A 22,033-nucleotide genomic window follows, 5' to 3' on the forward strand; every position below is an offset into this window, starting at 1 on the left:
TCATCACGAAAGAGAAGCATGCAAGCGATTTTAGACGAGCTTAATGAAGCGCAACGTGAAGCGGTAGAAGAGGTGAGTCGCCCTGTGTTGATTCTAGCAGGGGCGGGGAGTGGGAAGACAAAAACCATCACATCGCGGTTGGCGTATTTGATCGGAGAAGTGGGGGTTGACCCTGCTTCTACGTTGACCCTGACCTTTACCAACAAAGCCGCCACACAAATGCGTGAGCGCGCCATGGCGATGCTAGCAAAGACCCATGCCTCTTTGATTTATCCTCCTTTGTTGTGCACCTTTCACAAATTTGGGTTGTTGTTTTTAAAATTCCACATGGAAAAATTGGGGCGTAGAAACAGTTTTGTGGTGATTGATACGGACGACAAAAAGCGCATCCTTAAAAACTTTGGCGGTGAATTGCCAGCCTCCCTTGTGGCCAGTGAGATTTCGCGCTATAAAAACTCCCTCATTTCCCCTAGTGAAGCATGGGTGCAAGCGGAGCAAAAAAACTACAAGCAAATCGCGAAATTGTATGAGCAATACGAAGCCTATTTGGCACAAAATAATCTGGTGGATTTTGATGATTTGTTGGTGCTAACCTATCGGATTTTAGAAGAAAACCCTGCCTTATGCACGCAAACAAGCCAGCGGTATCAGTACATTATGATTGATGAGTACCAAGACACCAACGACTTACAATACCGCCTCATTCGCAAATTGTGCTCCACCCATGAAAACATTTGTGTGGTGGGGGACGATGACCAGAGTATTTACGGATGGCGTGGGGCAAATATCCGCAATATTTTAGAATTTGCAGAAAATTTTACCAACACCAAAGTGGTGAAGTTGGAAAAAAATTACCGCTCTACCAACCAAATCCTCGCCGCAGCCAATGAACTCATTGACCACAACCGTGGGCGCATGGGGAAGGTACTTGAGAGCACAAGGGGCGATGGGAAAGCCATCGTTTTTTTAGAATCCAGCGATGAAACCCAAGAAGCACGCGCTATTGCCGCAAAAATTCGTACGCTCATTGACGCAGGAGTAAACCCTAAGGAAATTGCGGTACTTTACCGCATCAACGCCCTGAGCCGTTCTTTGGAAGAGGGACTAAACCGTGAGGGCGTGTCGTACAAAATGGTCGGGGGAGTGAAGTTTTATGAGCGGGCTGAAATCAAAGATTTGATTAGCTACTTGCGCCTTGTGGCAAACCCCCATGATGATTTTTCCTTACGCCGCATCATCAACCGTCCCAAGCGCGGTTTGGGAAAAGTGACCGTAGATAAACTCCTAGGCGGTGCCCACGAAGCACGCTTGTCCATGTATGATTACATCGCCAAATATGCCCGTTCGCTAGAGGGCGTGAGCAGTAAAAAAGCCAGCGAAGCGTTGGTGCTTTTTGTGGAACAGTTAGAAAAATTGCGCGAAGTGGCCAGCGGGGCGACGTATGAGATTATCGACGCCCTTGAAGAGACCTTTGGGGTGAAAAAATACTACAGCGAATTGCCCGATGCCCTTGAGCGGGTGTCGAACATTGATGAATTTTACGGCTTGTTTCGCGACCAAATCAAGCAAAACCCCGACCTTTCGGTGGATGATTTTTTAAACGAATTGGCCTTGCAAAGCGATCAAGACCAAATTGACACAGAGTCCATTATGATTATGAGTGTGCATGCAAGCAAGGGATTGGAATTTGACCATTTGTTTGTGATGGGTATGGAAGAGGGGTTCTTCCCGCTAGTGGGCGATGGAAGCGACATCGAAGAAGAGCGGCGTTTGGGGTATGTGGCCATCACCAGGGCGCGCAAAGAGTTAACTCTCAGTTTTTCAGGAAGCCGTTTTTACAAAGGGCGGCGTACGGAACTTTCCAAAAGCCGATTTTTAAAAGAATCGGGGGTGTGTGAGGGAAGTTTGGTGCTAGAAAAAACCACCTCCTTTAAAAAAGGTGATTTGATCAAACACAAAATCTTTGGGATGGGGCGCGTGGTGGAGATTAGCAAAGTAGGGCGCGAGTTTAAACTCAAAATCAATTTTGGTGGGTCTAAGCGGGATATTTTAGCCTCTTTTGTGGAAAAAATTTAATGAACCGTTTGTTTGTCGCCCATAAGCCCCCAAACCTTTCAAGCAACCATTTTTTAAGCCGCTTAAAACGAAAATACGGTGTCAAAAAAGCGGGCTTTTCAGGCACCCTTGACCCCTTTGCGAGCGGGTGTTTGATTGTCGCTTTTGGGACCTACACCAAGTTGTTTCAGTTTTTAAATAAAACGCCTAAGGGATACCGCGCCACCTTGTGGGTGGGGGCGAAAAGTGAGAGTTTAGACAGCGAACGCATCGAATCGGTTGAAACGATGCTGCCTTTTCATCCTGATTCCCTTGCCCTCATTTTTCAAAACCTTGTGGGAAAACACGTGTATGTTCCCCCCAAATTTAGTGCCAAAAAGATCGACGGGAAGCGCGCTTATGCTCTTGCTAGAGAAGACAAAGAAGTGGTTTTAGCGCCCGTGGAGATGGAGATTTACGAAGCGAAACTGGTGCAGTATTGCCATCCGTTTATCACCTTTGAGGTGCGTGTAAGCGAAGGGGCGTATGTGCGTTCCATTGGCCAAATGATTAGTGCGAAACTTGGGTTTGAAGGTGCACTCAGTGCGCTTGAACGCCTCAATGAAGGGGTATTTTCCTATGAAAATGAACGCGCCCTTGACCCCTTGGGGGTTATTGACCTGCCTTTCAACACGTACCACGCGGGCGAGGCGGATTTTTTAGATGGCAAAGTGTTAGCAAAAGAGGGGTTTGAACACCAAGAAGAAGGGCGTTATCTGGTGGTTTTTGAGACATTTTTTTCAATCATTGACATCACCCATGAGGGCGTGGTGTATCAACTCAACAGGATGGAGCGATGCTAGTACTCTCGCGAAAAGAGGGCGAAGGGATTTGCCTTGGGGATGGGGTTGTGGTGCGCGTGATGGGGATTTCTAAAGGGGTGGTCAAGCTTGGGATTGAAGCCCCCAAAGACGTACTCATTTTGCGTAGCGAACTAGCAGAGGCGGTCAAAGATAGCAATATTGTCGCAAGCAAAAGTGCAGAGGTACCCGACCTTGGCGCCCTATCTAAGCGGTTAAAAGCGAAACAATGACCTTTACTGCGCCGGCAAAAATCAATATTTTTTTAAAAATCACAGGCACGCGTGGGGCGTACCATGAGCTAGCTTCCCGCTTTGTGCGCGTGGACGCCTTGTGCGACACCCTCACCTTTATGCCAAAGCCAACGCCTCGGGCGGGGTTTGAACTTGAGGGCATGGGCACGGTGTGTGCGTTTGAGGAAAATACCTTAACCAAGGCCTACCGCGTGCTTGAAGCAGCGGGGTTTAAAACGCAACTGGAAGAGTTTTTTACCCTCCATGCCTTACATGTAAACAAAACAATCCCGCAAGGGGCAGGGCTTGGGGGTGGAAGTTCGGATGCAGGGGCGTTTTTGCGCGCGTGCAATGGGCTTTTGAATTTGGGTTTAAGCGTGGAGGCCTTGGCAACTTTGGGGGCCAAGGTCGGGGCAGATGTGCCCTTTTTTGTCTACGATGTTGCGAGTGCAAACGTGCGTGGCATTGGGGAGATTATTGAACCCTTTGAAGAGAAGGTGCCACTCTTGGAGTGGTTTACGCCCCCTATTTTTTGCGCAACACCCCAAGTATACAAGGCCTTTCGTGAAGGTTTTTTAAATACTATTAACCCCGTATTGGCCAAAGAGATGCTTACATGTAAGAGCGAAACCTTACTGCGCGAGATGGACGCAATGGCGTTAAATGATTTATTAGCACCTGCCCTTGCCCTCACTCCAGCCCTTGCGCCTTACGTGCAAGGGGCGTGGAAAATGAGTGGCAGTGGGAGTACTTTATTTAGGATACAAGACCATGGGTAAAACGATTGCACGCAATAAAAAGGCGTGGCATGATTATGAAATACTCGAAACCTTTGAAGCAGGGATCTCCTTGCAAGGAAGCGAAGTGAAGTCCATTCGCATGGGCAAGGTGAATTTGAAAGATTCGTATGTGCGCATCATTAAAGGCGAAGCGATGCTGGTGGGGTCGCACATTTCGTTCCCTCAAACGGCCAATCCCCACTACCGCCCTGATGAAAAACGCGACCGAAAGTTGCTGTTGCACCGCAAGGAAATCGACAAGCTCATTGGCAAAGTGGCGCGGGACGGGTTGACGATTGTGGCGCTGAGCTTGTATTTGAGTGCCAAAAACTTGGTGAAAGTGCAAATCGCCCTTGCCAAGGGCAAAAACTTGCACGATAAGCGCGAAACCTTAAAACGCAAAGACGCTGACCGCGAAGCCCAAGCGGCGATGAAACAGCGGTATTAACTTAGCGTTTTTAGCTACGTTTAGGTGATTTTTTGAATCGCCCGCAAGAGAGACTTTATCCCAATGGGTCAAAGCTTTAGCTTTGGGGCCCCATTGTGGATAAGCACGTCTTTAAATAGGGCGAGGCAAAAAATCTACGAGGGTTAATCTAGAAATATTAAAGTGCGTTTACTGAAATTTTGTACAATACGCCCACGTTACATGTAAGGATGCAAAGAATGAACTGGAAAACCATACTCGTAGGAACCCTAATTGCACTAGGTTTAAGTGGGTGCATGACAGAAAAGCCCCAAGATGGTCCTGCTCCACGCTTGAAGCCTTATGCGGTGGGTGAAAAAATTGTGCTCCAAAATGTGCATGGTGGCGCAAAAACCCTCGTGCGCACCGAAAAAGGTTTTATGATAGAGGGCGAGGAAGAAAAAGTGCTGATGGTGGATATTTTTGGCACCTTTTGCCAACCGTGCAAAGAAGAGGCCCCCCACCTTACCGACTTGCAATTGCGCCGTAATGGGGAATTTGTTATCATTGCCCTCACGCACCTTGAAGAGGTGGACGATGCGTATGTGCGCGAGAATTTTTCGGGACGGTACAATGCGTATTATTTTATCGCCAATGGCAAAGACAACGCCCGTATTGCCCAAAGCGTGACCGATGATATTGGATATAAGTCCGCACTGCAGGTGCCTTTTAAGGTCATGCTCAAAGGGGGCGAATACCAACACGTCACCGATGTGTGGGAGAAGAAGCCTGAGAATTTGTACTACATCGGGAAGATTGACACGGCAATAATTGAACAAGATTTGAATAAAATTTTGGAACACTAATGGCAGCCAAAGAAGAGCTTGAAACTGACCTTTGGGTGGAACTAACGCCACCGAGATTGTATAAAGTCGTGTTACTAAACGACGATTTTACGAGCATGGACTTTGTGGTGCGCGTCTTGGTGGAATTGTTTCATCATAGCCATGAAAAAGCCCTTGAAGTGATGCTTGCCATCCATGAAAAAGGGCGCGGGGTGTGCGGTGTGTATACGCGAGAAATCGCAGAAACAAAGGTCACGCAAGTGCATCAACTGGCTAAAAGCAATGCTTTTCCCTTGCGTGCTGTGATGGAGGAAGAATAACATGATGCTCAATCCCGCTTTAAATTCAGCCCTAGGCAGTGCCCTTGAGTTTGCCAAAGATCGCCGCCATGAGTACATTTCCCTAGAACATATCTTCTACGCCCTTTTACATGTAGAAGCTACGGTGGCGCTTTTAGAAGCGTGCAATGCCAATGTGGACGTGTTGCGCCAAAAAGCCTTGCACCACCTTGAATCCCACTTTAGCACTTTGCCCCACGACGTGCCCCACGAGCCTTTTGAGACCGTTGCGCTAAGTCGAACTATCGAGCGGATGCTTGCCCATGTCAAAGGGGCGCAAAAAAACGAAGCCAATGTGGAGGACATGCTGGTGGCGCTTTTTGAGGAAGAGCACTCTTACAGCGTCTATTTACTGGCCCAGCAAGGGGTAGATAAATTAGCGATTTTAGAAGCCATCACCGCGCGCAGTGAGGAGCGAGGCGAAGCCAAGGCTTTAGAATTGTACACGGTTGATTTGGTAAAATTGGCCCATGAGGGAGGCATTGACCCGCTCATTGGGCGCGAAGAGGAAGTGACGCGCATGCAGCAAGTGCTGTGCCGACGCAAAAAGAACAACCCCCTATTGGTGGGCGAACCGGGTGTGGGAAAAACGGCCATCGTCGAAGGGTTGGCCTTGGCGATTGCGGCACAAAAGGTGCCCGCCATCTTAGAACACACGCGTGTGTTTGCGTTGGACGTGGGTGCGCTTTTATCGGGGGCAAAATACCGCGGCGATTTTGAAAAACGCCTCAAAGAGGTCCTTAAAGAGCTTTCAAAAATCACGGGGGCTATTTTGTTTATCGATGAAATCCATACCATCGTGGGAGCTGGAGCCACCAGTGGCGGGGCGATGGATTTATCCAACTTACTTAAACCTGCCCTGGCTTCTGGAAAATTGCGCTGCATCGGCGCCACGACATACGGTGAATACCGCAATTTTTTTGACAAAGACAAGGCCCTTAGTCGAAGGTTTGCCAAAATCGACATACCAGAGCCTTCTATGGATGATTCGTATAAGATTTTATTGGGGCTTAGTGAGCGCTACGAAACCCACCATGGGGTGCATTTTCCACCCAAAGTGCTTAAAGCAACCGTGGAGTTAGCCAAGCGCCACATTAACGACCGTTTTTTGCCTGATGCGGCCATTGATTTGATGGACGAGGTAGGTGCTTCGTTCCATTTGAACCCACGAAAACGCACGCAGGTGCGCTTAAGCGACGTGGAAGCGACCTTGGCAAAAATCGCCAATATTCCTTCCTTACATGTAAACCTTAACGACACAGCAGTGCTTCAAACCTTAAGTGAAACGCTCAAGGCAACGGTGTTTGGGCAAGATGCAGCCATCGAAGTGCTCACCAGTGCCATTAAGCGCTCTCGTGCAGGGCTTGGTAGCCCCGAAGCGCCTATTGGTGCGTTTTTATTTGCAGGACCCACGGGTGTGGGAAAAACCGAAGTGGCCAAGCAACTTAGCCGTGCCCTTGGGGTGCATTTTGAGCGGTACGACATGAGCGAATACATGGAAAAACACACCGTGAGCCGTTTGATTGGCGCGCCTCCTGGGTACGTGGGATTTGAAGAGGGCGGACAGCTTACCGAAGCCATCCGCAAGCACCCCTACACGGTATTATTGCTCGATGAAATCGAAAAAGCCCATCCTGATTTACTCAACATTTTGCTGCAAGTGTTTGACTCGGCGGTTTTGACAGACAATAATGGCGCAAAGACGGATTTTCGCAATGTGATTGTCATCATGACCTCCAACCTTGGCACCAAAGAAGGGGCGCAAATGGGCTTTACCAAAACCGCTTCTTTCAAGGCCGATGGGGCGATTAAAACGTTTTTTGCTCCCGAGTTTCGTAACCGACTCGATGCGATTGTGCATTTTGAAGCTTTGCAACCTAGCCACATGTTGCGCGTCGTAGAAAAAATGCTCGCAGAGCTCGAAGGGCAACTCGTCGCCAAAAAAATCACCATCACCGCTTCAAACAAAGCCAAGGCCTATTTGGCTCAAAAAGGTTACAGCGAAGAGTTGGGTGCCCGCGTGATGCGACGGGTCATTCAAGAAGAGGTTAAGGCTCCTTTAACGGATGAAATCCTTTTTGGCGCGCTCAAAGAGGGAGGCGTGGTGCATCTGGATTTTTCCAAAAACATCTTGCAATTTCACTACACCCGTGCTTAACCCCCTCCCTTTTTTGCAAGAGGGGGATGCTTTCCCTGACCCTTCCCTTGCTTCTAAAGAAGGGTTGTTGGCGTGGGGCGGGGAGTTGAGCGTCTCGCGTTTAAGCGCGGCTTATGGGGCGGGAATTTTTCCGTGGTTCAATGAAAACAGTCCCATTTTGTGGTGGTCGCCAGACCCTCGCTGTGTGATTTTTCCTGAAACCTTCTCCTTCCCCAAAAGCATGCGACGCTTCACCAGACGCTATAGCGTGCACTTTGATGACGCCTTTGACGCGGTGGTTGCCCTGTGCGCCTCGCGACCCTCTACGTGGATTACCCCCGCGATGCAAGAGGCTTACGGGGCCTTACATGTAAAGGGAATAGCCCATTGCGTGGCCGTGCGAGAAAAAGGTGAGCTTGTTGGTGGCGTGTATGGGGTGTGTGTGGGCGGGATTTTTTGCGCCGAATCCATGGTTTCTTTGCGCCCTAACGCGTCCAAGGTGGCATTATGGGCTTTGTTTGAGCTCTTTAATCGCGGGGTGGTCTTTGTCGATGCGCAAGTGCCAAACCCGCATTTGATGCACCTTGGCGCGCAGTTAATGCCACGAAATGTGTACCTTGAGCACGTGGCGCGTGAAAAAAATAATCCGTGTGGAGTAGGGGTGTAAACAATGGGGGTTGTGTGGCAGATACTGCCCATTATGCTGTTTGTGGCGTTGGGGTATGGATTTAAGCGTGTAAAGCGGGATATTTCAAAAGAGTTGGTTGAGTTTGTGATGGTCTTTTCCCTCCCTGCCATCGCTATTGTGCAGATTAATAAACTGGAGTTTGACGCGTCCATCTCAGGGATGCTGTGGATTGCCTATGGGGCATTGGGGCTTTCTTTGGTGGTGAGTTTTGCGGCAGGAAAGTTCATGGGGCTTGGGCGCAAAGACCTTGCAACGTTGATGCTGGTTTGTTCTTTTGGCAACACCTCCTTTGTGGGGCTTTCGTATATTGAGGCCTTGTACTCTTCTGGGGAAGTGATTTACGGGTTGATGTACGACCAGTTGGTGACGTTTATTGGGCTTTTGACTGTGGGGGTGGTGCTCATTTCATGGGGTGGGGGACACGGGGAGCGCCCCAAGGCGTTGGCCAAAAAAATCGTGCTTTCCCCGCCATTGTTGGCGATTGTCGTGGCAATTGCTTTACGAGATGTGACGATTCCGACCCCTCTTCTTAGCGTGCTTGAAAAACTAGAATTGACCTTGATTCCCCTAGTGACCATCGTGGTGGGCATGAAACTAGAATTTAGAACCCTGTTTCAAAACTTTCACCACAGCGCCATGGTGCTTGGGTTAAAACTTGTGGTTATCCCTCTCCTTGTTTTTGGGGCAGTCTACCCCTTTGTTGACATGAGCCAAACTTGGGTCAAAGTAACCCTTTTAGAGGTGGCCATGCCTACCATGACGATGGCGACGGTCTTTGCCATAGAGGGCGGACTAAACCGCCATTTGGCGATTAATGCGCTAGGGCTTGGCATTATAGCTAGCTTTGTTAGTATTCCCTTGTGGAATTATATTTTAAATCTCTCATAAGCATGCCAGTCAAGGTAGGAAAGTTTTGTTAGAAAACCCTAAGTAAAAAGGAGTTAAAATCTCTCCTTCGTCTGTTGCCCAAGGGCGCAGGTGAAACCAAGGTGGGCTCAAAAGCCTCAATTCTGAACTTTTAACCTCTACTTTGTAACTTTTTGATTTCTTATGCGAAAAGTGTTCAAAAATGGAAAACAAAAGGATGGAAAACAACGAAAGAACCTCGGTTTTTTCTGGAAAACAAAGAAATGGAAAACAAAATATGGAAACACGTTCCCACTATCTTTTTACCTCAGAAGTTGTAAGCCCCGGACACCCCGATAAGTGCGCCGATATCATCGCCGATAGCATTGTGGATGCGTTGCTTATTGCTGATTGCAATGCCCGTGTGGCTTCGGAAGTGTTTGTTGCCGGAAAGCACGTGATTATTGGAGGCGAGGTGAGCACGACATCGCGCCCTGATTACGAACAAATCGTTAAAGAAGCCCTTGTTAAGATTGGCTATGATGGCAAATCTGCCTTTACAAAAGAGCAGTGTTTGCATCCTGATGATGTCAATGTCCAAGTGTTATTAAACCAACAGTCTCCCGATATTAACCAAGGCGTGGATCAAAAAGACGGTGAGATTGGCGCAGGAGATCAAGGGATTATGTTTGGGTTTGCCACCTGCGAAACAGCCGATTTTATGCCCTCAGCCATTACCTACGCCCGTATGTTGTGCGACAAGGTGTACCATTATGCCCTAACCCACAACCACAAACTGGGAGTGGATATTAAAACGCAGGTAACCATGGATTATGGCACAAAGCAAAATTTTGAAGAGTGTTTGCCTCAAAAAATCCACACGATTGTTGTTTCAGCCCCTTCGGTGGAAGGGATGGATATCGCAGAGGTGCGCGCACTCATCAAAGGGTTGATTGATGACACAGGATTACCTCCCCATTTGTATGATCCCAACGACACGATTATTCATATCAACCCCACGGGACGCTATGTTAACCACAGCTCTTTACACGACTCGGGTTTGACAGGGCGCAAGTTGATTGTCGATAGCTTTGGCGGGTACTCGCCCATCGGCGGCGGCGCACAATCGAGCAAAGATTACACCAAAGTGGACAGAAGCGGACTTTATGCGGCCCGTTGGATTGCCAAGCATGTGGTAGCCGCAGGATTGGCTAAGAAATGCATCGTACAGCTAAGTTACGCCATTGGAGTTGCTAAACCTGTATCCATTTCGGTGGACACCATGGGAACCTGCATCAAGGGGGTCAATGATGATTCTCTTTCAACCTTTGTAGCAGAACAATTTAGCCTAACACCACGGTGGATTACGCAAAAATTTAACCTCGATAAGCCCAGTGAAGAAACCTTTTTGTACGCAGATGTAGCCGCGCGCGGTCAAGTGGGGCAAAGCGATTACCCTTGGGAAAAACTAGACGCCCTAGAATGCTTTGGCGCCTTGGCGAAGTAAAAGTTCAAAATAGGCCAACGGTCCGCTTGGTTTGGGGTAGATGACCTCACTGGGCGAACCGTTGGCACTGTGGTAGATGGTGGTGTTGTAGGTGGTGGCGTAAAGCTTTAAGAGCAAGCGCTGCAAGGTGGGCTGGGTAGAGGGCGTGAACCACGCGTTATTGCTTGAAGCTAGCATGAAGCGCGGATTGCCTACGAAGAGTTGAGGCTTGGTTGCCTCAAAGCAAATCCCATTGCGCAAGGGAATATTTTCTACGATAAAATCACTCGGTGTGGCCGCGACGAGAAAATCGCTTGCGCCCCCGTAAAACATCCGATTAATAGCATCTTTCAAGAAAGAAGGAAGAGGGACAGATTCGCCAAAGGGAACAAGAATCACCTTATGGGCAACCCGTAAAACACCTTGGTCAAAAAAGTAGGTGGAGTTGTAGATACCTTCTTTTTGGGCACTCAGCGCTCCCACAAAAATCCCGATGGAAGAGGAGAGGGTTTGGAACTCTTCTATAAGTTTGGGGTGGTGATTAAGGTAAAGCGGTAGTGCACTTTCAGGAAAAACAATGGCCCGCGCGTTGGCGTTAATGGCACGGTGGACACTTTGGAAGATGGCGTCGATTTGCCCTTCTTGATGGGCCCGCTCCCATTTTTGGGATTGGTGCACTGCGGTGTTTGCGAGGACGATTTCAAAGGGAAGTGTGGCGGGGGCGGGCCTTGTTCCCTCAAGGGCAAAGAGAAGAAAAACCAGCCCAAAGAGGCATTTTTTTCCCTTACATGCAAGGAACCACGCCACGCTTGCCATGATGAGGCCAAGGGCGAGATAGCTTACGCTAAAAGGGGAGTTGACAAAGAGCAAACGCCAATCAAACCAGTTAAAACCAAAGGGAGTAATCAACCCAAGGCCAAAAAAAAGCCCCGCTTTTATCCATGGACTCTCGTGTACGATGCCACACGCCCAAAACAGCACACCATAGCACAGTCCGATGCCCAGTACTCCCAGGGGAATCAAGTACCCAAAACCGTAGTGGGCAAAACTAAGTGCAATCCAGTAAAACCAGCCAATGCCTAGGAAAAATCCTGTCCAAAATAAACCGTTAGCCCCTTGGGAAAATAAGAGGGCAAAGCCAAGCAGGGCAAGGCTTACATGTAAGGGCCAAAAGGAGAAGTTGAAGTGTTCTAGAAAGAGAAAGGCCGAAAGAAGGAAAGCGCAAAAAAAGGCGTTTATTATAATAGAAGTGTTAAAATACTCCCTTAAAAATTTATTCCTAAAGGATTCGTATGTCAGGCGATGGAAATATCTTGGCTTCACTTCTTCCCCTCGTGGTGCTGTTTGCAATTTTTTACTTTCTTGTGATTAGACCGCAGCAAAAGCAGGCAAAAGAACACAAAGCAATGGTTGGATCACTCCAAAAAGGCGATAAAGTTATCACCAATGGAGGTATTATCTGCGAAGTGTACAAGCCCGAGGAGGATTTTATCAAAGTCAAACTTAATGACGAGATTATCGTCAAAGTATCGCGTGATTATATCGCGAAGAAACTTGATGCCTAAAGGTGGTGTGACATACCGGCTAGTGATTTTTGCACTGGCCATCCTTTTGGGTATTGGGTTTGCGTTGCCCACTTTTTTGCAAACGGAAAAAGGCGCAAAAATAACCCTTGGTCTTGACCTTCAAGGGGGACTCCACATGCTTTTGGGTGTAGAAACCAAAGAAGCACTGCACTCTAAAATCAAATCCATTGCCTCAAGTATTAAGTTTTTTACCGACGAAGGCGGCATCCTCGTGGATGGCTTGCGCGTACGGGAAGATCGGGTGAATGTGAGTTTGCTTGACCCCGATGAAGAGAAAAAACTCGACGCCATGCTCGCTGAAATCCCTGGCTTGATAGTGCAAAAAACTGGCCTTAACTACGCCATAAGCTTGAGCGAAGCAGAAAAAGAAAACACCATCGAATATGCCATCAACCAAGCGGTTGAAACAATCCGAAACCGCCTTGACCAGTTTGGTCTTGCGGAACCTTCGGTAGCACGGCAAGGGGATGAAAATATTTTAGTGGAACTTCCTGGCATTAAAACAGCCGAGGATGAGCAGCGGGCGAGAGAGCTTATCGCTAAAGCGGCACACCTTCAACTCATGGCGGTGGATAGCAAGCGGCAAGACCAAGTTTACACCATGACAGATGCCCAAGCGGCAAGTTATGGCAATGTTATCTTTCCTGATGCCCGCAACGCGCAACAAAAGCACCTCGTGCAAGCCATTCCCATCCTTGATGGCAGTATGCTTACCGATGCTAGAGTGGCTTTTGATCAAAACAATCAACCTGTGATTAACTTTTCCCTCAACAGCCAAGGGGCAAAGATTTTTGGCGATTTTACAGGTAAAAATGTGGGCAATTACCTTGCTATTGTGTTGGATGATAAAGTCTATTCTGCCCCTGTGATTCGTGAGCGCATCGGGGGAGGAAGTGGCCAAATCAGCGGTGCGTTTAGCATTCAAGAAGCCCACGATTTGGCGATTGCCCTTCGTAGTGGGGCACTTTTAGCGCCTGTGAAACTTTTGGAAAAACGCAGCATCGGGCCTTCTTTGGGCGCTGATAGCGTGAAAGCAAGCTTAACAGCCCTTGTGCTTGGCTTTGTGGCGGTGGTGATTTTTATGGTGATTTACTATGGGCTTGTGGGCGTGATTGCCAATGTGGCCTTGATTTCAAACCTCTTTATCATCATCTCTGTCATGGCGCTTTTTGGCGCAACCTTGACCTTGCCAGGAATGGCGGGTATTGTGTTAACTGTGGGGATGGCTGTGGATGCCAATGTGATTATTAACGAACGGATTCGCGAACTTTTGCGCTCAGGTGTGAGCATTCGAAAAGCGGTGGAGCAGGGCTATGCCAATGCGCTTAGCGCTATTTTGGATGCCAATGTCACCACATTGATTGCCGCGGTGGTGTTGTATTCTTACGGTACAGGACCTATTAAGGGCTTTGCTGTGACGATTAGTATCGGGATTTTAGCCTCTATGTTAACGGCAATTTTAGGAACACACGGCGTGTATGATTTACTTATGAACCGCATCGAACGCAGTAAGAATATGGCGTTGTGGTTTGGCATGAAGCGAGGGTAATATGCAGATTTTTTCAAACGATAAAACCTATGGTTTCATGAATAAAAGCCCATTTTTTCTTGTGATTTCCATTTTTTTGGTGCTAGCTTCCTTGTTTCTCCTAGGAACACGCGGGCTTAACTATGGCATTGACTTTTCTGGTGGCACACTGATTCAGGTGAAATACGACGCACCTGTTTCTATTGACGGGATTCGTCAAAAGATTGTCCAAGAGCCTTTATTTAAGGATGCTTCGGTTACCAAATTTGGCTCAGACGAAGAAGTAGTCATTCGCTTTTCGGGTTCAACGGAAAGTGTGGATGAGGACGTGGGCGATTTGGCGTGGAAATTGCTCCAAGGCACGGGGGAATTTGAAATCCGTCGCGTGGACATGGTGGGCCCAAAAGTGGGTGCAGAGCTTCGCGAAAAAGGCTTGATGGCGCTTGTTGTGTCAATTATTGCCATTTTAATGTACATCGCGTACCGCTTTGAGTGGCGTTTTGCCATCGCGGCGATTATTGCTTTGGTGCATGATATTTCCATTGTTATGGGTGCTTTGGTGCTCTTTCGCGTCGACATTAACCTTGATATTTTAGCAGCCTTGCTGACCATTTTGGGCTATTCGCTTAATGACACCATCATCGTTTTTGACCGTATTCGTGAGAGTGTGCGAGAGTCTAAGACCCTTGATTTGCAGATTGTGATTGATTATTCGGTGTCGCAAACCTTGTCGCGCACTTTGTTGACCTCTTTGACAACATTTTTTGTTGTGTTGACCCTCTTTTCTTTTGGGGGAGAGATTATCCATGGGTTTGGATTTACCTTGCTTGTGGGGATTTTAGTGGGAACGTACAGTTCTGTATTTGTAGCTTCGCCTACCCTGCAATGGTTGCGGTTTGATGTGAAGGGCTATAAGGCAAAAGAGGCTGAAGCGCAAAAACGACGGCTTGAAAAAGAAAAAATGCGTGCTCAGTATGAAAAAGGTATTGTGTAGCAGTAATTACTAAAAGGAGAGTGCGATGGATTGGGGAAAAGTAACGTATATCTTTTTTGCGCTGATGAGTCTGACAACCACAGCGGGATTTTTGTACGACAATAATGAAATCGCCCTTTTTGTGGCCGCGAGTATTAACCTTGCCTCGACCTTGCTCAAAATTGGGGTACGCAACATCCTCTCGGCAGAATTGTTTGCGAGCTCTTTGGTGGCAGATTTGCATTTGATTCCTGCCTTCATCATCATGCAAGTTTCGGGAAACTTGACCATCGCCATCTCTTTGGCCATTGGCGCGGTGATTGCCAACATGTTTTCGCTAGCCCTTGTGCTCATCGAATCGGCAAAAACACGCGATGAATTTTAACCCAGGAGAATGATTAATGGAGTATGCACCCTCCCTTGTAGAAACAAAATGGCAAAAAATTTGGGATGAAGCAGGGGCGTTTGAGCCCTTGCCTGATACCCATTTGCCTAAAAAATATATCTTAAGCATGTTCCCTTATCCTAGTGGCCGCATTCATATGGGCCATGTACGTAATTACACCATTGGGGATGCCATTGCGCGCCACTACCGAAAACACGGCTTTAATGTTTTGCACCCCATCGGATGGGATTCTTTTGGAATGCCTGCGGAGAATGCAGCGATTAAACACAAAACCCACCCTAAAAAATGGACCTATGAAAATATTGCTTACATGCGCAAAGAACTTAGCGCATTGGGGCTTTCTTTTTCTAAAAAACGTGAATTTGCAGCCAGTGATGCGCTCTACACCAAGCACGAGCAGCGTATTTTTACCCAAATGTATGAAAAAGGGTTGGTGTACCGCAAAAATGCAACTGTCAATTGGTGTGAACCTTGCCATACCGTGCTGGCCAATGAGCAAGTGGAAGAGGGGGGATGTTGGCGTTGTGGAACACCTGTTATTCAGCGTCAAATGCCAGGGTATTATCTTAAGATTACCCAATACGCCCAAGAACTCTTAGAAGATTTGGAGACGTTAAAAGCGGGATGGCCTTCCCAAGTACTCACGATGCAGGAAAATTGGATTGGTCGAAGCGAAGGGCTCTCTTTCACGTTTCCACTTTCAGATGCTTCAAAAGCAATACTTGGAGAAGGTTTTGAGGGGTATGAAGTGTTTACTACGCGCCCTGATACCCTCTATGGCGTGACCTATTCAGCATTAGCACCAGAACATTCCATCGTGACACGTTTGCTTACATGTAATGCCCTGGACCCCGCAACAGTAGCTGCCATTGAGGCGATGCGACGGTTAAGCTCCCGCGATAAACAAAGCGCTAAAAAAGAAGGGTTTCCTCTGGGCATTGATGTCATCCACCCGTTGACAGGAGAGAGTGTTCCTGTGTGGGTTGCTAATTTTGTCTTGGTTGAATACGGTGGGGGCGCTGTGATGGCCGTACCTGCCCACGATGAACGCGACCACGAATTTGCGAGGCAGTATGGCTTGCTTGTGCGGCAAAGCATCGCACCTTTGGCGGGTGAATACGATGCTTCTAGTGCCATGACAGCTTATGGTACGTTAGTGGATTCGGGCCCTTATACGGGCTTGGCGTCCAAGGAAGCTATGGCAAAGATTATCGAAGATTTTGAAGCCAAAGGGCTTGGCAAGCGGGTGATTAATTATAAATTACGCGATTGGGGCATTAGCCGCCAGCGGTATTGGGGCGCACCCATTCCCATGGTGCATTGCGATACGTGTGGTGTGGTACCTGAAACGCGTTTGCCCGTGACCTTGCCTGAGGATGTTTCGATTACGGGCGAGGGCAATCCGCTAGAACAACACCCCACCTGGAAGCATACAACCTGCCCCACATGCGGTAAACCTGCCTTGCGTGAAACCGACACCATGGACACTTTCTTCCAATCCAGTTGGTATTTTTTGCGCTACACCAGCGACCCTTCCTTTTGGGATGAAGTGCCTTTTGATAAAGAAAGCGCTGGGTACTGGATGCAAGTAGACCAGTATATTGGCGGGATTGAACATGCAATTTTGCACTTGCTGTATGCCCGATTTTTCACCAAAGTGTTGCGGGATTTGGGGTACGTGGATGTTGGCGAACCTTTTGCCAATCTTCTTACGCAGGGCATGGTGCTTAAAGATGGCGCCAAGATGAGCAAATCCAAGGGCAATACGGTTGACCCTGATGCCATTGTGGCAAAATACGGGGCGGATACCGCGCGCCTTTTTATACTCTTTGCCGCGCCCCCTCAAAAAGAGTTGGAATGGAACGACAGTGCTGTGGAAGGGGCGTATAAATTTATCCGCCGTTTAATGGAACGGAGTGCCAATGTCAATCCTTGTACCTTGTTGCCTGAAATTGCCCATGAAGGGTTAAACAAAGAAGAAAAATACGCACGCAAGAAAGTTTACGAAGCCCTCAAAAAATCCAACGAAGTCTACCAAAGCGGGTACGCGTTTAATACGCTTATTGCTGCGTGCATGGAAGCCCTCAATGCCCTCAATAACCAAACCAACCCTGCGGTGTGGACGGAGGGGTATTGGGTTATTTTGTCTATTTTAGAGCCTATCATTCCCCATGCCGCATGGGAACTAAGCGATACCCTCTTTACATGTAAGAACATGGGTGCAATCGCCATCAATGAAGTGGTTTTTGAAGAAGAAAACCTGACTATTGCGGTGACGGTTAATGGGAAAAGACGTGCAGAAATCCACGTGCCTTTAGAAACCACTAAGGAAGAAATTTTGCGCGCAGGCAAGGACGCAGTTGCCAAATGGCTAGAGAATACAGCGCTCGTTAAAGAGATTTATGTGCCCGGCAAGCTTGTAAATCTGGTGGTGAAATAGATGCGTTTTTTAGGGTTAGTCCTTGCGGTGGCGTTGCTTGCAGGGTGCGGATACAGACCCGCTTCAAAAATCACCCAGTCGGTATTGGGCGAAAAAGTCTTTATTGATGTTCTCATCAGTGTCAAAGACCCCAAAAACAGTGTCTTAATCAAAGACGCGCTCAAAGAAGCCATGATTGGTCGTCTTGGACGCAATGTTGTTTCCAAAGAAGAAGCCCAAACAGAAATTTACGCTACACTTGGTTCCGTGGGTTTTTCTGCAACGGTTTACGATCAAGATGGGTACGTAACTGCTTATAAAGCACGGGTCAACCTTAGGATTACGACTGTGTTTGAAACGGGAGAAAGGGAAACCATTACCGCTTCTGGGGAATACGATTTTACCATTGAAGCCAACAGTGTCATTAGCGATTCGCGTCGGTTTGAAGCCATTAAAAACGCATCTATCGATGCCCTTGATGAATACGTGGCTGCAATATCAGTCAGAGGAATGCGCCATGGCAAGCACGATTAATGAAATCATCAAAGAAAGCCTAGAAAAGCTCCGCCAAGAACACTTAACCCTTACGCCTGATAATTATGCGAAGATTTTTTGCCAAGTGGCCAAAGGGCGGGGTGTTGTGGTGGAGGATTGCCAAAAGGTAGACAAGTACCTTCAGCGCCTTGATGCGGATTTTCAACAAGAAGCCAAACGCCATAAAGTGGCAAATGTGGATGAGCTTTTAAGTTTTTTTACCGCTAAGCTCAACCGTCTCAATCCTACCGAAAGTGCGCGCTTGATTCAATCGTTGGTCATGATGAGTAAGCGTGTGCTTCAAGCAATTAGCTTGCTTCCCAATAAGCGCGCGCGCATGTTAGCAAGTGCCTCCCTTGAACGTCTAGATATTACGCAAAACCATCAGTCTATCGAGCTTATTAAAGACAAATGGTTTGATTTTATTAACGAATACGATGACAGTTTTGTTAAAAAGCTAGACGCCTTTGGCCCTGTTAACAAAGACGATTTAGAGTCTATGGTCAATGATATTTACAAGCTTTTACGCAAAGAAAACGACGACACGGCGGTGTATAAAACCCTCGCGCCACTCATTATCGCAACCTTGACTCCTTCGATTGCTTCGAGCATGAACGATGATTTGGCGACTATTAGTTACGAATTACGCAATTCGCCTGAAGTGCTAGGTTCTACGGCCATTCAAAACGACATACGGCAATTCATCAAAAAACGTATTGACTTAGATAAAAAAGAGATCCAGGAAAAAATTAGTGCTCTTGATAGGCTCTTGGATGAGATTAATAAAAAAATCCTTCACCTCATTGACAGCAGCGAGCACAGCGCAAAGGAAGTGCAAGAGATTAAGCGGGATTTGGAAGAGATTAATTTTTCCAAAGACACCTTTGAGTCCATTCAGGCAAAGCTTATCAATATTGCTTCCTCTCTAGAGACAGAAACCACTGCTTTGCACCAAAAAATGGTTACTAACCAACAAACGATTCACAAACTGCACACGCGCATTAAAGGCTTGGAAATTGCCCTCGTGGAAGCCAAGCAAGAAGCCAAGCAAGATTACCTCACGCACGTGGCAACCAAGCGCGCCCTCACGCAAGAAATTGACCGAGCAGAAGAGGCGTACGTGCGCTACAAAATCGACTATTGTATTTGCTTTTTAGACCTAGACCATTTTAAAAATGTTAACGATACCTTTGGTCATGAAGCCGGGGATGTGATTCTTTCCACAATAGGGAAAATTTTGCGAAAATACACCCGCCAAGTGGACTTTGTGGGACGTTATGGAGGAGAAGAGTTTTTGATTGTATTGCCCAGTATTGCCTTAGAGCAGGCGATTGTGTTTGCCGATAAGGTGCGCAAAGTGATTGAGAATTTTAAATTTATTTATAAAAAAGAGCGTATTGGCGTGACCGTGAGCTGTGGAATTAGTGAGCGCAAAGCCCACCACAGCAAAGAAGAGGCCATTGAAGCAGCCGATAGAATGCTTTACCATGCTAAAGAGTCTGGAAGAAATCAAGTAAAGCCTTCCCTTCAATGACCCTCTCTCAAACCCTTGCGCAAAAGCCCCTGTATTCAGAACATATTGACACAACACGGATGCCTCGCGCCTATGAGGCGGTTAAAAATGCACTACCTGCATTGCCCCTTGTTCATGTGGTGGGAACCAATGGAAAAGGGAGTACAGGACGCTTTTTGGCATGGATGCTAAAAACCCAAGGAAAGCGCGTGGGACACTACACTTCCCCCCACTTGCTAGCCTTTAATGAACGCTTTTGGAAAGATGGCACTTTGGTATGTGATGCCACCTTGGAGGCTTTACATGTAAGGCTTCAAAAGCTTTTACCTCCTTTATTAGCACAAGAACTTTCTTACTTTGAATACGCCACCTTTTTGGCTATTTTGGCTTTTGAAGAGTGTGATGTGGTCATTTTAGAAGCAGGACTTGGGGGTGAATGGGACGCTACCAATGTTTTTCCTAAAATCCTGAGTGTTATCACGCCTATTGGGATGGACCACCAAAGCTTTTTGGGAGACACTCTTGAGGCAATTGCGGGCACAAAATTGCGTAGCATCACTACCACCACCGTGCTTGCCCCTTTGCAAGAAGAGGAGGTGGTGGCCATTGCACAGGCGCAGGCGCAAGCAAAAGAAGTTGCGTTGGTGCATCCAAAGGCCGTGGTTTGCGAGGCAACAAACCAAGAGATTAGGGCGTACCTTCAAAGAACAAACCTTCCTGCGTTTTTTTATGAAAACATGCAAACAGCGTACACCGCTGCGCGCATCTTGGGCGTTTCTCCCTCCCTCTCCTCCCTTCCAGCCTTAGACTTACGTGCACGCCATGAAAAGATTGCCCCCAATATTGTCTTAGATTGCGGGCACAACCCCATGGCCGCATCCGCACTGTTACATGCCTTAGCGGAAGAACAGTATATTTTCCTTTACAACAGCTACTTGGATAAAGAAATCCCCGTTATTTTGGAAATTTTAAAGCCCAAGATTAAAGAAGTGCGCCTTATACCACTGCCTTGTCACGGACGCACAACGGGCGAAAAGGTGGTGGTAGAAACCTTGGCGCGCCTTGGGATTTTGCAAGGGGAATTAACATGGGAGTTTGACCCAAAAGAACACTACGTTGTATTTGGTTCGTTTGCGGTGGTGGAGCGGTTTTTGAAGGAGAGGCATGCGTAATAAATTTGTAATCACTATCACCGATATTAACGGCTCAAAACAGCTCTTGTTACACCAATTGGTTAAAAAGTTTGTGTTGTATTTTACCTTGGCCGTGATAGCGGTGATTGTGTTTGGAGGCTGGCTTATTTCCATGTTGTACCATGAGCTTAGCCAACTTGAAAACAAAAAAGAAGAATTGATTCACAAAGAGTACCAATTGGGCGAGCAAAATGCCAAATTGCAACGCCAAATCGAGGCAAAAACCAAACAATTTGAAGCCATCAACGACAAGGTGAGTGGGATTGAAGAGCTGATTGGTCTTAAAACCCCTGATGCTTCGAGTATTGATGAGCGCCTTGAAAACATCACCGTCACAAGTACTCAACAACAGCATCTTTTTCGCTCCATTCCCAACGGTTGGGTTATTGAAAACAACGGCTTGACAGGGAAATTTGGGTGGCGTACCCACCCTATCTTAAAAAGCCGGGAATTTCACCGAGGCATTGACCTGCGTGCCGCACTTGAAACGCCGATTGTTGCTCCTGCGGATGGGGTTGTGGAGTTTGCGGGGTACCACAAAGAGAGCGGGTTTGGGTACTTGGTGATTATTGAACACAACTACGGGTTTAAAACATCTTACGCCCATTTGAGTAAAAACATGATTGTAAAATCGGGTGAATTTGTTCGAAAAGGGCAGCTAATTGGATATACTGGCAACAGCGGTCTCTCGACAGGCCCGCATTTACACTATGAAGTAAGGTTTATTTCACGCCCCTTAGATCCGCAGCATTTTTTAGATTGGAGTAGTAGTAATTTTGAAGAAATTTTTGAAAAGGAGAATCGTGTCTCATGGCAATCTTTACTAAAGATGATAACCGATCCATCTCTTCCTCAGAGACCACCCTCGTAGCCGTTGGTGCCACCATTAAAGGGGAGTTTACCCTAGAATCACGTTTACATGTAGACGGAGAACTTGAGGGAAATATTCATTCAAGCAGCGTGGTGGTTATTGGAAAAAAAGGACGCGTTAAAGGTGAGCTTAAAGCCGAAAAACTCGTAGTCAATGGGGAGTTTGAAGGCAGTGCAGATTGTTCGTATGTGGAAGTTTTAGCTGGAGGTAGGTTTATCGGAAATGTACTTTCCAAGGAACTCATGATTGAGTCAAAAGCGTATTTCCAAGGCCAAAGCAATATTCGCCTTGAAGACCGACCTGCTTTAACCCAACACCAAAGCACCTCCACACCCATCATCGAAGAGGTGTAAACTCT

General features: G+C 47.4%; 22 protein-coding genes. 21 read left to right on the forward strand and 1 reads right to left on the reverse strand.

Annotation, left to right across the window (positions count from 1 at the left end):
• Positions 1–18 precede the first annotated feature (18 nt).
• From AC5SLM_RS10620 to metK, 11 genes are all read left to right on the forward strand, one after another.
• Positions 19–2,076 carry an ATP-dependent helicase gene (locus AC5SLM_RS10620; RefSeq protein ID WP_495250934.1) on the forward strand — a complete coding sequence of 686 codons (2,058 nt, stop codon included), beginning with the start codon at positions 19–21 and terminating at the stop codon, positions 2,074–2,076.
• Positions 2,076–2,897: a pseudouridine synthase family protein gene (locus AC5SLM_RS10625; protein WP_495250935.1), complete on the forward strand. Its 822-nt coding sequence runs from the start codon at positions 2,076–2,078 to the stop codon at positions 2,895–2,897. The genes AC5SLM_RS10620 and AC5SLM_RS10625 overlap by 1 nt, the downstream gene beginning before the upstream one ends.
• Positions 2,891–3,127 carry a carbon storage regulator gene (locus tag AC5SLM_RS10630; RefSeq protein ID WP_495250936.1) on the forward strand — a complete coding sequence of 79 codons (237 nt, stop codon included), beginning with the start codon at positions 2,891–2,893 and terminating at the stop codon, positions 3,125–3,127. The genes AC5SLM_RS10625 and AC5SLM_RS10630 overlap by 7 nt, the downstream gene beginning before the upstream one ends.
• Positions 3,124–3,906 (forward strand): 4-(cytidine 5'-diphospho)-2-C-methyl-D-erythritol kinase, encoded by a 783-nt coding sequence (locus AC5SLM_RS10635; protein WP_495250937.1) that lies wholly within the window; start codon positions 3,124–3,126, stop codon positions 3,904–3,906. Before AC5SLM_RS10630 ends, AC5SLM_RS10635 begins: the two co-directional genes overlap by 4 nt.
• Positions 3,899–4,354 (forward strand): SsrA-binding protein SmpB, encoded by a 456-nt coding sequence (smpB, locus tag AC5SLM_RS10640; protein WP_495250938.1) that lies wholly within the window; start codon positions 3,899–3,901, stop codon positions 4,352–4,354. The genes AC5SLM_RS10635 and smpB overlap by 8 nt, the downstream gene beginning before the upstream one ends.
• A 218-nt stretch (positions 4,355–4,572) precedes the next feature.
• Positions 4,573–5,178 (forward strand): thioredoxin domain-containing protein, encoded by a 606-nt coding sequence (locus AC5SLM_RS10645; RefSeq protein ID WP_495250939.1) that lies wholly within the window; start codon positions 4,573–4,575, stop codon positions 5,176–5,178.
• Positions 5,178–5,477, forward strand: a complete 300-nt coding sequence (gene clpS, locus AC5SLM_RS10650; protein ID WP_495250940.1) for an ATP-dependent Clp protease adapter ClpS — start codon at positions 5,178–5,180, stop codon at positions 5,475–5,477. The genes AC5SLM_RS10645 and clpS overlap by 1 nt, the downstream gene beginning before the upstream one ends.
• Before the next feature lies 1 nt (position 5,478).
• Positions 5,479–7,653, forward strand: coding sequence for an ATP-dependent Clp protease ATP-binding subunit ClpA (gene clpA, locus AC5SLM_RS10655; RefSeq protein ID WP_495250941.1), 2,175 nt, complete (start codon positions 5,479–5,481; stop codon positions 7,651–7,653).
• On the forward strand, positions 7,646–8,299 hold the full coding sequence (gene aat, locus AC5SLM_RS10660; RefSeq protein WP_495250942.1) for a leucyl/phenylalanyl-tRNA--protein transferase: 654 nt from the start codon (positions 7,646–7,648) through the stop codon (positions 8,297–8,299). Before clpA ends, aat begins: the two co-directional genes overlap by 8 nt.
• A gap of 3 nt (positions 8,300–8,302) precedes the next feature.
• Entirely contained in the window at positions 8,303–9,208 is a 906-nt protein-coding gene (locus AC5SLM_RS10665; RefSeq protein WP_495250943.1) for an AEC family transporter, read from the forward strand.
• A 256-nt stretch (positions 9,209–9,464) separates the two neighbouring features.
• On the forward strand, positions 9,465–10,673 hold the full coding sequence (gene metK, locus AC5SLM_RS10670; RefSeq protein ID WP_495250944.1) for a methionine adenosyltransferase: 1,209 nt from the start codon (positions 9,465–9,467) through the stop codon (positions 10,671–10,673).
• Here the strand turns inward: metK and AC5SLM_RS10675 are convergent.
• Positions 10,644–11,975: an apolipoprotein N-acyltransferase gene (locus AC5SLM_RS10675; protein ID WP_495250945.1), complete on the reverse strand. Its 1,332-nt coding sequence runs from the start codon at positions 11,973–11,975 to the stop codon at positions 10,644–10,646. The genes metK and AC5SLM_RS10675 overlap by 30 nt on opposite strands.
• Between AC5SLM_RS10675 and yajC the strand changes: the two genes are divergently transcribed.
• From yajC to AC5SLM_RS10725, 10 genes are read left to right on the forward strand one after another with little or no spacing between them, the layout of a single operon-like run.
• On the forward strand, positions 11,945–12,217 hold the full coding sequence (gene yajC, locus AC5SLM_RS10680; protein ID WP_495250946.1) for a preprotein translocase subunit YajC: 273 nt from the start codon (positions 11,945–11,947) through the stop codon (positions 12,215–12,217). The two genes, AC5SLM_RS10675 and yajC, sit on opposite strands and share 31 nt — an antisense overlap.
• A complete protein-coding gene (secD, locus tag AC5SLM_RS10685; RefSeq protein WP_495250947.1) occupies positions 12,210–13,787 on the forward strand; it encodes a protein translocase subunit SecD in 1,578 nt (525 codons plus the stop codon). Before yajC ends, secD begins: the two co-directional genes overlap by 8 nt.
• A 1-nt stretch (position 13,788) precedes the next feature.
• Positions 13,789–14,760 carry a protein translocase subunit SecF gene (gene secF / locus AC5SLM_RS10690; RefSeq protein ID WP_495250948.1) on the forward strand — a complete coding sequence of 324 codons (972 nt, stop codon included), beginning with the start codon at positions 13,789–13,791 and terminating at the stop codon, positions 14,758–14,760.
• A gap of 25 nt (positions 14,761–14,785) precedes the next feature.
• A complete protein-coding gene (locus AC5SLM_RS10695) occupies positions 14,786–15,124 on the forward strand; it encodes a DUF6394 family protein (RefSeq protein ID WP_495250949.1) in 339 nt (112 codons plus the stop codon).
• A gap of 16 nt (positions 15,125–15,140) precedes the next feature.
• Positions 15,141–17,585 carry a leucine--tRNA ligase gene (gene leuS / locus AC5SLM_RS10700; protein WP_495250950.1) on the forward strand — a complete coding sequence of 815 codons (2,445 nt, stop codon included), beginning with the start codon at positions 15,141–15,143 and terminating at the stop codon, positions 17,583–17,585.
• Positions 17,586–18,098, forward strand: a complete 513-nt coding sequence (gene lptE / locus AC5SLM_RS10705) for an LPS assembly lipoprotein LptE (RefSeq protein WP_495250951.1) — start codon at positions 17,586–17,588, stop codon at positions 18,096–18,098. It abuts the gene before it with no gap.
• Entirely contained in the window at positions 18,082–19,632 is a 1,551-nt protein-coding gene (locus AC5SLM_RS10710; RefSeq protein ID WP_495250952.1) for a GGDEF domain-containing protein, read from the forward strand. The genes lptE and AC5SLM_RS10710 overlap by 17 nt, the downstream gene beginning before the upstream one ends.
• The gene (locus AC5SLM_RS10715) at positions 19,629–20,783 is read left to right on the forward strand and encodes a bifunctional folylpolyglutamate synthase/dihydrofolate synthase (protein ID WP_495250953.1); all 1,155 of its coding nucleotides are present in this window, start codon (positions 19,629–19,631) and stop codon (positions 20,781–20,783) included. Before AC5SLM_RS10710 ends, AC5SLM_RS10715 begins: the two co-directional genes overlap by 4 nt.
• The gene (locus tag AC5SLM_RS10720) at positions 20,776–21,675 is read left to right on the forward strand and encodes a peptidoglycan DD-metalloendopeptidase family protein (protein WP_495250954.1); all 900 of its coding nucleotides are present in this window, start codon (positions 20,776–20,778) and stop codon (positions 21,673–21,675) included. Before AC5SLM_RS10715 ends, AC5SLM_RS10720 begins: the two co-directional genes overlap by 8 nt.
• Positions 21,615–22,028, forward strand: a complete 414-nt coding sequence (locus tag AC5SLM_RS10725; protein WP_495250955.1) for a bactofilin family protein — start codon at positions 21,615–21,617, stop codon at positions 22,026–22,028. The genes AC5SLM_RS10720 and AC5SLM_RS10725 overlap by 61 nt, the downstream gene beginning before the upstream one ends.
• The last annotated feature ends 5 nt before the right edge of the window (positions 22,029–22,033 follow it).

It is taken from the genome of Sulfurospirillum sp. HTRB-L1 (assembly GCF_059415125.1).